The 13,239-nt window shown below is 58.5% G+C and carries 9 protein-coding genes; 2 read left to right on the forward strand and 7 right to left on the reverse strand.

Annotation, left to right across the window (positions count from 1 at the left end):
• Nucleotides 1–65: 65 nt before the first annotated feature.
• From H6G62_RS06685 to H6G62_RS06705, 5 genes are all read right to left on the reverse strand, one after another.
• Nucleotides 66–1,082: a DUF262 domain-containing protein gene (locus H6G62_RS06685; protein WP_190493343.1), complete on the reverse strand. Its 1,017-nt coding sequence runs from the start codon at nt 1,080–1,082 to the stop codon at nt 66–68.
• Between the two features lie 47 nt (nt 1,083–1,129).
• The gene (locus H6G62_RS06690; RefSeq protein ID WP_190493344.1) at nt 1,130–1,405 is read right to left on the reverse strand and encodes a HypC/HybG/HupF family hydrogenase formation chaperone; all 276 of its coding nucleotides are present in this window, start codon (nt 1,403–1,405) and stop codon (nt 1,130–1,132) included.
• Between the two features lie 68 nt (nt 1,406–1,473).
• Nucleotides 1,474–4,059 carry a carbamoyltransferase HypF gene (hypF, locus tag H6G62_RS06695; RefSeq protein WP_242051859.1) on the reverse strand — a complete coding sequence of 862 codons (2,586 nt, stop codon included), beginning with the start codon at nt 4,057–4,059 and terminating at the stop codon, nt 1,474–1,476.
• A gap of 131 nt (nt 4,060–4,190) precedes the next feature.
• Nucleotides 4,191–6,404, reverse strand: coding sequence for an EAL domain-containing protein (locus H6G62_RS06700; protein WP_190493345.1), 2,214 nt, complete (start codon nt 6,402–6,404; stop codon nt 4,191–4,193).
• Nucleotides 6,361–8,688: an ATP-binding protein gene (locus H6G62_RS06705; RefSeq protein WP_190493346.1), complete on the reverse strand. Its 2,328-nt coding sequence runs from the start codon at nt 8,686–8,688 to the stop codon at nt 6,361–6,363. Before H6G62_RS06705 ends, H6G62_RS06700 begins: the two co-directional genes overlap by 44 nt.
• Nucleotides 8,689–8,991: 303 nt before the next feature.
• Here H6G62_RS06705 and H6G62_RS06710 point away from each other — a divergent pair, with 303 nt between their 5' ends.
• Nucleotides 8,992–10,650 (forward strand): tetratricopeptide repeat protein, encoded by a 1,659-nt coding sequence (locus tag H6G62_RS06710; protein WP_190493347.1) that lies wholly within the window; start codon nt 8,992–8,994, stop codon nt 10,648–10,650.
• Nucleotides 10,651–10,716: 66 nt separating this feature from the next.
• Nucleotides 10,717–11,268, forward strand: a complete 552-nt coding sequence (locus H6G62_RS06715) for a DUF3122 domain-containing protein (protein ID WP_190493348.1) — start codon at nt 10,717–10,719, stop codon at nt 11,266–11,268.
• Nucleotides 11,269–11,453: 185 nt separating this feature from the next.
• Here H6G62_RS06715 and fni read toward each other — a convergent pair whose 3' ends face one another.
• Nucleotides 11,454–12,509, reverse strand: coding sequence for a type 2 isopentenyl-diphosphate Delta-isomerase (fni, locus tag H6G62_RS06720; RefSeq protein ID WP_190493349.1), 1,056 nt, complete (start codon nt 12,507–12,509; stop codon nt 11,454–11,456).
• A 68-nt stretch (nt 12,510–12,577) separates the two neighbouring features.
• Nucleotides 12,578–13,126 carry a bifunctional pyr operon transcriptional regulator/uracil phosphoribosyltransferase PyrR gene (gene pyrR, locus H6G62_RS06725; protein WP_190493350.1) on the reverse strand — a complete coding sequence of 183 codons (549 nt, stop codon included), beginning with the start codon at nt 13,124–13,126 and terminating at the stop codon, nt 12,578–12,580.
• Nucleotides 13,127–13,239 lie beyond the last annotated feature (113 nt).

Raw genomic sequence — 13,239 nt, forward strand, 5'->3', positions numbered from 1 at the left:
CTCTACTTTTGCCTAAATTCATCGCCGCTAAGCTTAACCCCTTGCCCCCTCAGGTCTCCCAAAGCTTAGTAACTTAGTACCCCTGTCCAGAACTTATGACTGTCCAGTTTATCAGGATGATGAAAGAAGAAATAAGAAAAAGGAACAATCAGGGCATTGTAGGGAAGTAGTTGAGAGACTGGGATTCGATAGCAGTTTTTAAAGTACTCAACAGTTCTCTCTATGGCATCTTTTGCTTTATCCCAAGTATTGATAAACTCATCCTTGCGAATGTTTAAGATGACTTGCCTCTTGCATTCTTTTGTCAGAATCAATGAAATTACTTGCAAAACAGTGGCATCTGAAATAGTCTCGTAGTCTAGAGGTTTTAGTGCATCTACTAGCTCCTGGAATTTCTCTGACAAGTCAAATGACTTATCAGCATCAAAAGTCTTTGCAACCATGATCTCAAAAAGAGATAATGACTTTCCTCCGACATTGATTCGAGTGAAAATCTCTGTAGCTATATCTACAGGTGCATCTTTAACCTGAATTATGGAGTATTGATAGCTTTCAATTCTATTTTTGTAGATTTTAAGTTTCTCATGATATTTACTGGAATATGAAGCTAATACTGTAAAGTCACCTGCCAAGAGATTCAGGACACTGATTAAGCCATCTGTATCTCTGCCTTCGATGTCAGTTATAACAATCTGATCAGACTCTTCGGCATCTAAGTCAATGAAAATTTTGGAGAAATCATCTTCTCGACTATTTTCTCGAACTAAGGTGATACCTCTCAGACTGGCAAAAAGGCTTGTTAATCTCTGTTGTCCATCTAAAACATAATCGACAAAATCGCCTTGATCAGCCTCTGGGAGAAGTTGATTTCCAATATTTTTAACAGAACGGAGACGTTCTTTGGTGCGCCAAAAAATAAATGTTCCTATTGGATATCCTTTGACAATGCTATCTATCAGTCCTGCTGATTTCTGCATAGTCCATACAAAGTCTCTCTGGAATTGCGGAATTTTAATTTGTCCCTGCTCAATCGCATTAACTAAATTAGAGAATGTCTTTACTTGAGGCTCTGGTAATTGCACTATTTTTCTCCTTTTACAGCAATCTCAAATCGGGAGATTTTGTGAGATCATTTTAAGTTTGCTATTTCTAATTCCCTGGTGTCAAATTCTGCGAGTTGATCAAGTAAATCTAACGTAGCTGCCGCCTCGTCGGGATCGATGCGGTTGAGGGCAAAACCGACATGAACCAGCACCCATTCCCCCACACAGCTTTCGAGGGGATGGTCTTCATCCACAATGCAGGCAATGTTGACAGGCCGCCGCACACCGCTGATATCGACAATAGCGAGTTGGTTAACGGGGTCGCTGATGGATTGAATCTGTCCAGGAATTCCGAGGCACATAGGAGTCTTTTAGGTTGAGTTTGGGGTTTTAACTTTTAACTTTTGAACTTTGCCTTAAAAACCGCGATCTACGTAGGCGGTGGTTGGGAGGATTGGGCGGCGGCGATCACGGCTTGGCCGAGGGAGAGCCCGCCGTCATTGGGGGGGACTTGGTGATGGGTGAGGACGGTGAGGCCAAGGGTTTGCAGGGTTTGTTTCACTTGGGCGGTGAGGATTTGATTTTGAAACACGCCGCCGGAGAGGGCAACGGTTGTTACGTGGTGACGTTGGGCCAGGTTTTGGGCCAGGGTGGATAGGGCGTTGGCGAATCCTACATGGAAACGGGCGGCGATGATTGCGGGATCCGTATTTTGCTGTAAATCCTGGAGCAGACTGGGCCACAGGGGGGCGGGGTCAAGCACTAGGGGTTGAGGGTTGAATGCGGAATCCGGCTTGTTGATCTCCAGGATCAGCGGGCGAGGAGACCTCGCCCCTACGGTATTGGGTGTGCCCTGAAGGGTGAAGGAGTAGGCGGAATCTTGGGCGGATTCGAGGTGGTGGGGTTGGATGAGGGCTTCGAGTTCGATGGCTCCTTGGCCTTCGTAGGTGGCGGTTTCGCGACAGAGGCCCACGGCGGCGGCGACGGCATCAAACAAGCGTCCGGCGGCGGAGGCCAGGGGTGCATTGAGGTTTTGGGCCAGCATGGAATCTAGCAGGGCCAGGGGTTTATTTTTGAAAAAGCGCACCAAGGCCAGTTTTGGGAAGGTTTTCTGGACGGTTTGCCAATCCCCAAAGGCTGCGACGAGGTGGGCGTAGGTGTTGCGCCAGGGTTGGCGGATGGCCTGGGTGCCGCCCAGCAGGGCCACGGGTTTGAGGTGGGCGAGGCGACGACATTGGCGATAGTCCGCCAGCAGAAATTCGCCGCCCCAGAGCGTGCCATCGTCGCCATAGCCCAGGCCATCTAGGGCGATGCCGAGGACGGGGGGCGCTTCCAACGGCAAGCCATTATCCGCCATGCAAGCGGCGATGTGGGCATGGTGGTGCTGCACAGTGGTGAGGGGAATGCCCTGACGCTCGGCCCAGTCTTGGCCCAGTTTGGTGGAGAGATATTCCGGGTGGGCATCCACGACGAGATGAGCGGGTTCGTATTCAAACAGGTTGAGGTAGAGATCCAGCGCCTGCCGATAGCCCTGGTAGGCCGCTGCATTTTCCAAGTCGCCCAGGTGTTGGGAGAGAATCGCCTGTCCGGGCCGCAGCAGGCAGAAGGTACTTTTGAGTTCGCCACCGAGGGCGAGAATTGGCGGCACACACTCAAACCCAGCGGGCAACGCAATCGGCGCAGGGGCGTATCCCCTAGCCCGTCGGAGAATCTGGGGCTGGCCCTCGACGACCCGCACCACAGAATCATCCACCCGGTTCACAATGTCGCGGTTGTGCAGCAAAAAGTAGGTGGCAATGTCGCCCAACTGTTCCCGTACCGCTTCGTTGGTGATGCATTGCGGTTCGTCGGAACGGTTGCCGCTAGTCATCACAATGGGCCGATCCAACCGCTGCAAAATCAGGTGATGCAGGGGCGTGTAGGGCAGCATGACGCCGAGAGTTCCTAAGCCGGGGGAGAGGGATGGGGAGAGGGGGAGTGGGGAGTGGGGAGTGGGGAGTGGGGAGTGGGGAGTGGGGAGTGGGGTGAGGAGGACGATGGGGGCGGCAGGGCTTTGCAACAATTCGGCTTCCTGGGGGCTGATCTCGCAGTAGGGGGCGATGGCGGCGAGATCCTTCACCATGAGGGCGAAGGGTTTGTGGTAGCGGTGTTTGCGCTGGCGTAAGTTCTGGACGGCGTCATCATTAGTGGCATCGCAGGCGAGGTGAACACCGCCTAGACCTTTGATGGCAACAATTTCGCCTCGCAAAATCAGGGTAGCGACGGCTTCGGCTTCGTCAACTAAGGAGAGGGACTGGCTGCATGAAGGTTTGCCGTCGGCCCGCTCTAGCCACACCTTGGGGCCGCAGACGGGGCAGGCGGTGGGCTGGGCATGGAAGCGGCGGTTGCCCACGTCCTGGTAGTCCTGGCGGCAGGAGGGGCACATCTCAAACCAGGCCATGCTGGTGCTTTGGCGGTCGTAGGGTAGGTGGCGGATGATGCTGAGCCGGGGGCCGCAGTGGGTGCAGTTGGTGAAGGGATAGCGAAAGTAGCGGCTGCGGGGATTGAGAATATCCGCTAGACACTGGGGACAGGTGGCGGCATCGGGGGGGATTTCGGTGCGGGCGGGGGTGTGGGTGCTTTCGGCAATGGTGAAGCCTTGTTCCGTCACGGCGTCCAAGGCTAAGGAATAACGCTGAATACAGGCAATTTTGGCTAAGGGTGGCTTTTCCTTCAGTAAATTAGCCACAAACTGGTTGAGTTGGGCCTGGGTACCCGCCAGATGAATCAACACGCCTTCGCCATCGTTCAGCACATGGCCGCGTAACCCCAGTTCCACCGCCAGCCGATAGACCGTGGGCCGAAAGCCCACCCCCTGCACGGTGCCCGTCACCCGCAGCGCTTCGGCCACCTCACCATGGGTAACGTCACGCTGGAACGGCGGCAGATCGGGAAGGTGGGAGGGCGTTCCCATGGCGAAATGACCCGCTGTAGAGCAACGGGAGAGCAGTTGATCTGGGCTGTAGGAGGGCGTCATGGCAACCAATGCAACGCCTAGGGACATCAAGAACCAATCACGTTCCGGCGGGAGAGAACACGATACCTATGAGGGTAAAGGGAGCGCGGGCGGTTTGGCGAAATCCCTATGGTTTTCTTTAGTGTTGACGCCTAGGACGGATTCGCGACGACTTGGGCACTCAGGCGTTGGGTCATGGTTTCGGCGGGGAGGGGGCGGGCGAAGTAATAGCCCTGACCCATGGGGCAACCCATCTGGGCGAGTTGCTGCCGCTGATAGTCGGTTTCCACCCCTTCGGCCACCACCTGCATTCCCATCCCCTGGGCTAAGTTGAGGATGGCGCGGATGATCCCCAAGGCTTCGGATTGGGGATGATCGGGCTGAATTTGGCCCACAAAGGACTGATCGATCTTCAGCACGTCCACCGGAAAACGATGCAGATAGCTGAGGGAGGAATATCCGGTACCAAAGTCGTCTAGGTTCACCTGAATGCCAAGCTGCCGCAGTCCGGCCAAGACTTCAGCCGTGTGGGCGGTGTCTTCAATTAAGGCCCGTTCGGTAATTTCCAGGTGGAGAAAGGCGGGATCGAGGGCGGTGCTCGCCAGCACTTGGTCGATGGTATTCAAGAAATCCGACCGCTGAAGTTGCTGACTGGCCACGTTCACGCTGGCATAGAGGGGCTGATCGGGAAACTGGCGGTGCCACTGCTGCAACTGATGGCAGGTGGCCCACAACACCCATTCCCCAACGGCTTGGATCAGTCCGGCTTCTTCGGCGATGGGGATAAACACCTGGGGGCTAATCATGCCCCGTTCGGGGTGGGGCCACCGGGCCAGCGCCTCTACCCCCAGCCATTGGCCCGTGGCCAGGTCTACCTGGGGTTGGTAATAGACCTGAAGTTGATCGGTTTCGATGGCCCGCCGCAGGTCGTGTTCTAGGGTGAGGCGGTGCAGCATTTCCTGATGCATTTCCGGGTCGAAGACCTCGTAGCAGGCACGGCCCCGGCTTTTGGCCCGATACATGGCGGTGTCGGCATCCCGGAGAATTTCGGTGCCGCTTTGGTAATAGCCCGCCGACCACACAATACCGATGCTGGCGCTGATCACCACGGGCTGATTCTCCAGATGGATGGGATGGGCCAATCCGGTTTGGATGGCGGTGGCCACCTCAATGGCGCTGGTGATGTCATTGAGGTCGGGCAGCAGCAGGCCAAATTCATCGCCCCCCCAGCGGGCTAGGGTGTCGCAGGGGCGTAGGTATTGGCCGAGAATTTGGACGACGGTTTTCAGCAGATGATCGCCCGCCCCATGGCCCAGGCTGTCGTTAATCAGCTTAAAGCGGTCAATATCAATGAACAGCACCGCAAAGGAACGGGGGGTGTGCCCCTGGTGGAGGGCATAGTCTACCCGCTCCATAAACAGGGTGCGGTTGGGCAGTTGGGTGAGGTCGTCGTAGAGCGCCTGGTGGCGCAGTTGGGCCTCTACCCGCACCCGTTCGGTCACGTCCCGCGACACCGTTTGCACCTGCACCACTCGGCCCCGTTCGTTGAGGATGGGACGGGCTAGGGTCTCTAGCCAAAGCTCGTCGCCGGAGGATCGCACCGCCCGGTAGATCAACTGGGCTAGGGTTTGGGGGGGGCGCAGGGCTTGGATTTGTAGGCGCACCCGCTCCCGGTCGTCGGGGTGGATGAAGTCGTAGAAGTTTTGCCCCGTCAGCTTGTCGGCGGTGTGACCCAGCAGGCCCAGGCAGGAAGGGCTGACGTAGATAAAATGCCCCTTCAGGTCGTGCAGGCCCACCAGGTCGCTGATGTTGTCGGCCACCAGGCGGTAGCGCATCTCCGAATCGCGCAGGTCTTTCTCGATGCGCTTGCGTTCTTCAATTTCTTGACTGAGGATGCGGTTGGCCTGAGCCAGTTCGGCGGTACGGGTTTTTACCTGCTGTTCCAGGGTTTGGTTCATCCGCTGAATGGTGCGCTGGGCGATCTGGAGGGCCAGTTGGTTCTTCACCCGTACCAGCACCTCATCGAGTTGGAAGGGCTTGGTAATATAGTCCACGCCACCCACCCCAAAGGCTTGCACCTTGTCGATGGAATCCCCTAGGGCGCTGAGAAAAATCACGGGGATGTCTTGGGTGGTTGGGTTTCCCTTCAGCCGCCGACACACCTCGTAGCCGTCCATCCCTGGCATCCGAATATCCAGCAAAATTAAATCAGGGCGCTCGGCCTGGGCCACCCGCAGCGCCATGTCGCCATTAATCACCCCACGCACATCGTAGCTCTGGGCGATAAGTGCAGTGGACAGCACCCGCAAATTCTCGGTGGTGTCATCCACAATCAGGATGATCGGATTCCCTTCCGGTTGCGTCACGCCCTTGTTCTACCAGTTCGACAATTTTGTCACAACGAAAATCCTGCACCCAACGGCGCAAGGTGAGAGCCAACGGTTGATGGTCGGGGGGCAGGTCATCTAGCAGGGCATAAAGCGCTTGGCTATTGGCCACCATCGCTCCTGCATACAGCCGCTGCACCCAGTCGGCGGGGAGGGCGGTTAAATCGAGGCCAGATGCATCGACGGATGGCGAACCGAGGGAGACGGGGGCGGCTGGAACGGTTGGCTCGGCATAGACATAGCGTACCCCAAGATGTTGTCGGATGGCCTCTAGTAGGTCGTTCTCTCGGATGGGCTTGCGGAGGAAGCCGTCGCAGCCGCTCTCTAGGGCCGTCACTTCATCTTCGTCAAAGGCACTGGCGCTAAGGGCGATCACCACTGGCCCAGCGGCGCTCTCGGCGCTCTCGGATCGAATCTGCCAGGTGGCTTGGTAGCCGTCCATCCGGGGCATCCGGAGATCCATCAAAATCAGGTTGGGGTGCCCCTGCCGCCACTGATCTACGGCATCCTGGCCATCGCAGGCTCCCATCACCTCAAAGCCTAGGGTTTTGAGCAGGGTGAGGAGCAGCCGCCGATTCGGTTCGTTGTCGTCGGCTACGAGGATGCGCGGCACCGCCTGATCGGGGGCCAGACCCAGCACGGCTTCGTCCCCTGGGCGCGGCTTTAGCTCCACCTGATCCACCACCGTTACGGGCAGATGCAGGACGAAGGTGCTGCCCTGGGGGCTAGTGTGGGCCAGGGTGAGGTCGCCCCCTAGGATTTGGGCAAACCGCCGACTGAGGGCCAACCCCAGACCCGTTCCATCCTGGCGGGTGCGGCCCGTGTCGGTTTGGGAAAAGGGCTGAAATAAATCCCGGATTTGGTCGGCAGCAATGCCGGGGCCAGTGTCGCTGATGCTGAAACGTAACGTGGGAGTCTGGCTGTCCTCGGGTTTAGCCCCAGCCACCGTTAGGATCACCGTCCCGGCGGGGGTGAACTTGAGGGCGTTGTCCAGCAGGTTGAGCAAAATTTGCTGAAGTTTACCCTGGTCGGTGCGGATGTAGGAGGGCAGATCCTCCCCCAGGTGAAAGGTGAGGCTCAGCCCCTGGGCGTTGGCCCTGGGCAACAGCATATCCACCAACTGCTGCACCAAGTCCGGCAGGCTAAAGGCACTGGCGATTAAACTCATTTGGCCTGCTTCTATTTTGGCCAAACTGAGGATGTCGTTAATCAGACTGAGCAGGTATTCGCCGCTGGAGGCGATGGTGGCGAGGTGATCTTGGGTGTCTTCGGGTAGGCGGGTGTCGCGGCGCAAAAGCTGGGCATAGCCGAGGATGGCGTTCAGGGGCGTGCGGAGTTCGTGGCTCATGTGGGCTAAAAAGTCGCTCTTGGCGCGGTTGGCCCGCTCGGCGGCATCCTTCGCCTGTTGAGCCTGATCCAACAGCCCAATTTGGTACAGCGCTAACCCCAAATGGTGAGACACCTGGGTCATCAGATCCACGTCCTGGGCTTGCCAGCGGCGGGAGGTGGCATTGTGGTAGGCGCTCAGCAGCCCCCAGAGCTGGTCTTGCTGAAAAATGGGCACGATGGCATAGGCCCGCACCTGAAATTGCTCCAAAATGTCGATGTGGCAAGGGGTGTGGCCACTGAGGTAAATGTCATCTACGGCAAAGGTTTCCCGGTGGCGGTAGCGGCCTCCCCGGTGCTCTTGTAGGTAGGTGTCTGACCAGATGGTGCGACGGCCATCCCCCACCAGCCGGATCCAGCCCTCGGCCACAGATTCCGAGACAAAGTGACCGCTCCAGTCCTCGGCAAACTGGTACACCGAGGTGCGATCACAGCCCAGCAGGTGCCGCAGTTCCTCGGTGGCCACAGCAAACATATCCTGGAGGTCAAAGCTTTGGCGCAGACGATCCACCAGCCGCCCTAGGGACTTTTCTCGCTCGATCTGGTGCTGAAGACGCACCTCCGCCCGTTTATAGCGGGTGATGTCGCGTCCGACGGCCTGAATTTCGATCAGTTGGCCCTGGTCGTCAAACTGGCCATGGTTGTACCACTGCTGCCACAGCACCTCGGTGTTGGGAGCCTGGATGCGGGTTTCGTGGTTAAGCTGAGCATGGTCGAGGGTGATGGTCATCACGTTCAGTTCGGGCCAGCCATCGAGACTCTGACTGAGGTGGGGAGGTTCGGTGAGATTGGCCAGATCCACCACGTCGCAACCAAAGTATTGACCGTAGGCCTCGTTGGCATAGACCACCTGCCCACCGGGCCGAAAATGACACACTAACTCACCCCGGATCATCCGCCATCGACCTCCACCTGTGAAATCCCCGCTATCTAGATTACCCGGATTAGTTCACGACCTTAACGCCCTGCCCCAGGTTAGATAGGTTAGATGCTGGGCCTGGCTAGAGACGGTGACGAGGGGGGTATAGATCCGCCAGCCCCCCAGCCCGCAACGGCATCGGTCACCGCGAAACCGCAACATCAATATTCCAACCTGAAAAAGCTGACCTATCATTAGGCCCAGGGTTGTGTTATGTCGCTCAGACCCCAGCGTCAGACCCCAGAGGGGGAGGGAAACATTATGAAACTACGCCATATCCTGTTGGTCTGTGGGGTGTTAGGAACACTCCTGGCCCTGTTGCCTGTGGCCCAGGCCCAGGACGGTGCCGCCTCCGAGGCTGAGGACAAACAGCCCCTTCCCACCCAGGTAGACACTCCGTGGGGGGCGGGCACCACGGACGCGACCCCCGATGACTCCGACATTGAACTAGCCCCTGCCGACAGCCTTTGGTTCGAGCAGGATTCGTTAGACGGTTTGCTGCCGGAAAACCTGCCCACGGAAGCCATGCCCCCAGCGGACGACCTAGAGGATGGGGAACTCAGCCAGGAAGAGGAAGAGGAAGAGGAAGAGGAAGAGGACTTCCCCGCCATTGAAGCGGAGGAAGACCCGCGTGTCCTAGCGGTAGAAGCCCTCAACCAGGGCATCGAACGCTACAACAGCCAGAACTATCCTGAGGCGCTAGAATTTTTCACCAACGCCCTCACCCTCGACCCCAGCAACGCCAATGCCTACCTCTATCGAGGGTTGACCCTAGCGCAGCAGGGCGAAACGGAGTTGGCCCTCGCCGACCTCAACCGAGCCATTGCCATCAACCCCAGCAACGCCACCGCCTATCTGGCACGGGGCGCGGTGTTCTATCGGCAAGGGGATCTGGCCCAGGCCCTGGAGGACTTTAACACCGCCCTGGCCGCCGATGACACCAACGCCAACGCCTACCTCTACCGGGGGCTGATTGACGCCGAACGGGGGCGCTACGACCTGGCCCTGGAGGACTTTAACACCGCCCTGGCCATTAACCCCAACCACGCCTCGGCCTACCTGCTGCGGGGCTTTGCGCAGGAAGCACTGGGCGATTATCCAGGGGCGATTGCTGACTTTAGTCGTGCCATTGAACTGAATGGGGATCGGCCCAGAGCCTATATGGGACGCGGGGTGGCCCACTATCGCCTAGGGCTGTATGACGCCGCCCTCAACGACCTGAACGAGGCCATTCGCCGCAACGATCAACTGGCCAGCGCCTACCTCAATCGTAGCCATGTGTATTTCCGCCAGGGCCGTACCACCCGTGCCCTCCAGGACTTAAATCAAGCCCTGGTACTCAACCCCCAACTGGCCGAAGCCTACCTCAGTCGGGGGGCCATTCGCGCCAGTCAGGGCAACCTGAGGGGGGCCGAACAGGACTTTGCCCAGGTGCTGCAACTCAATCCCGATTCTGCCTTGGCCCATAAGCAACAAGGCGACGTGCTGAAGCAGGCCGGAAATATTCTCGCGGCCCTAGAAAGCTACACCGAGGCCCTGTTTATCGACCCCGCCTACGTCGATGCCTTCCTGGCCAGGGGGCAAGTTCGCATGGCCCTTGGGGATCCCTTTGGAGCCATCGACGACTATAGCCAAGCCCTGGCCATCCAACCCAACAACCTGGATGCCTACGCCGCCCGGGGCGAAGCCTACCTGACCGTGGGACAAATCCCCAGCGCCTACGAGGACTTCACCCGTGCCATCATCCAAGGTTCCAACCAAAACAACCCGGAGTTGTTCTTGAGCCGGGGTATGGCGCGAGCCCGCCTGGGAGACAGCCTGGGGGCACGGCAAGACTTTGAACAGGCCGCGAACCTCTACCTGCAACAGGGCAATGCCGCTGGCTATCGCCAAACCCTCGACCAGATGGCTAACCTGTAGGGTATGGGACGGGGTAGGGGTAGGGGTAGAGGATCGATCTCCTCGCCCGCCGGCCAAGGAGAGGTCATGACTGTTAGCCACCGAATCACCCCAGATACCCTGTGGGTCTGGGCACGGCGTCTGGCTCTAGCGTTGGCGCTGGGTCTGTTGCTGCTGATCGTCACTGCGGCCCCCGCCTGGGCCTCCATCCACACCTACCACGAACAACCGGGCCAAACCACCTTCCGATCTCGCCAAAGCCTGCGCGATCAGCGGGATATGGCCTGGCAGGCCACGGTATTCAAACGCTACCGAGGGTCAGAGATCCAGGGCATCTACCTGCGTCTTGTCGGCTTTCCGGGGCAGGTGACGGTGGATCGCCAGGGTGACCTCACTATCGACACCGGAACCACCGCCCACTGGATCGCCCCCTACGCCCTCGATCCCCAAACCCCAGCCTCGGTGCTGCCCGACAACGTTAGCCAATACGACCTAGCGGCGGTGTTGACGGTGATGCCCCGCCCCATTCCCCTCACCCTGTCCGTGCCCCTGGTGGGCCAAGCCCCCGCCCAACTCGTCGTCGCGCCCTACGTCGTCAAAGAATGGCTCACCATCGCCCAAACCCTCCCCGACCCGTAGGGCGCATCATGCCAAGCTGGGGTTAGAGGCCTTGGTCATAGGCCTTGCCGGGAAGAGGCGGTGCTAAGGACGAGAATCTGACGGTTGGGGGCCACCCCAGTCAGGTGAGTGCAGGTATGACGCTTCCTTTAACCGGAGTCATCGGTAGTCCTATGTCGTACAGGCTAGAGAATAATCAGGCGACCCTAAAGACTTTTGGATTTCAGCAAAACCCCTTCCTGGCGGAGGCCGGAGAGGGTGGCTTGCCCGGTACAAAAGAGGACGGTTTTGATTTCGGCGATTAGTACCTCGGCGAGGGCGGCAACGGCGGCTTCAGAATCGCTGGCGGCCTTCAAAAAGGGATAGGCCAGCCCTGCCAGATCGGCCCCTAGGGCGAGGGTTTTGGCCACGTCTAGGCCGTTGCGCAGGCCACCGGAGGCAATCAGCGGTAGGTTAGGGGCGACTTGGCGGGCGGAGATCAGGCAATCGGCGGTGGGCAGGCCCCAATCGGCAAAGGTTTGGCCCAGGCGACGCTGGAGGGGATCGGTGGCCCGTTCGCTTTCCACCTTGGCCCAGGAAGTGCCCCCGGCCCCAGCCACATCCACAGCGGCCACCCCCGCCTCCATCAGTCGCCGCACTAGGGGGGCAGAGATGCCGTTGCCCACCTCCTTCACCACCACGGGCACGGGCAGGGCGGCGCAGATTTGCTCAATTTTGGTCAGCAGTCCTTTGAAATTGGTGTCGCCACGGGTTTGCACCGCCTCTTGCAGGGGGTTGAGGTGCAGAATCAGGGCGCTGGCCTCTAGGTGATCCACCACCTGGTGGCATTGGTCGAGGCCGTAGTCATAATTGAGCTGCACCGCCCCCAGGTTGGCCAGTAGTAGAATGTCTGGGGCCACGTCCCGCACCCGAAAGGTGGTCATTAGGTCGGGGTTCTCTACGGCGACTCGCTGGGAACCGACCCCCATGGCCAGACCGTAGCGCTGGGCGGTGGCGGCTAGACGCTGGTTAATTCGCTGGGCTTCCTCGGTGCCCCCCGTCATGGAGGAAATCAGCAACGGTGCCCCCAGGCGATGGCCCAAGAATTCCGTACTCAGATCAAGATCCTGCCAATCCACCTCTGGCAGGGCACAATGGCGAAACCGCAACCGCTCCAGCCCCGTGCTCACCTGGCTGCACTGCACATTGTCATCGAGGCAAATCCGCAAATGATCGGCCTTGCGGACTTGGGTTTCGTGGGTGGCCAGGGGCGATACAGTCACAGGGTTAACTCAACAACGTTCATCCTCCATAGTAGGCAAGAACGTCGGCAAGAACGTCGGCAAGAAGGTTACCCCTCTGGTTTCAACAACTGCACCCCATCGCGGCCATCGGTGTCGTGGAGGAAGACTTTGACTAATTCGTCCTTGGCGGTGGGTAGCACCCGTCCCACAAAGTCGGGGTGGATGGGCAGTTCCCGATGGCCTCGGTCTACCAGGACGGCAAGACGAATGGCGCTGGGGCGACCATAGTCCAGCACGGCATTGAGGGCGGCGCGAATGGTGCGTCCGCTGTAGATTACGTCATCCACCAGCACCACCACTTTGTTAGTGAGGTCGAAGGGAATTTTGGTGCGGGCGGGGGTGCGGGTGCTAATTTTGTCGAGGTCGTCGCGATAGAGGGTGATGTCGATGGCCCCCACGGGCAGTTGCACCTCCTCCAGGCGCTGAATTTGGTGGGCCAGCATATGGGCTAGGGGTACCCCACGGGTGTAGATACCGATTAGCACTAGGTGGCGCAGGTCTCCGCCCCGCTCAATCACCTCCGAGGCCAGACGATTGAGGGTACGCCGCATTTCTTCGGCAGACAAAATTTCAACAACAGGGCTGCTGGCACTCATGGGGCTACCTAGGCGGTAAAAAAAGACCAAAAACACAAGACATAACCGACCCACACTATAACCCGCCCCATCGGGTTCTATGGCCAGGGTTCACCCTGATTTCCCACCGCATC

The organism is Phormidium sp. FACHB-1136, from assembly GCF_014697375.1.
Taxonomy (GTDB): Bacteria; Cyanobacteriota; Cyanobacteriia; order Phormidesmidales; family Phormidesmidaceae; genus Nodosilinea.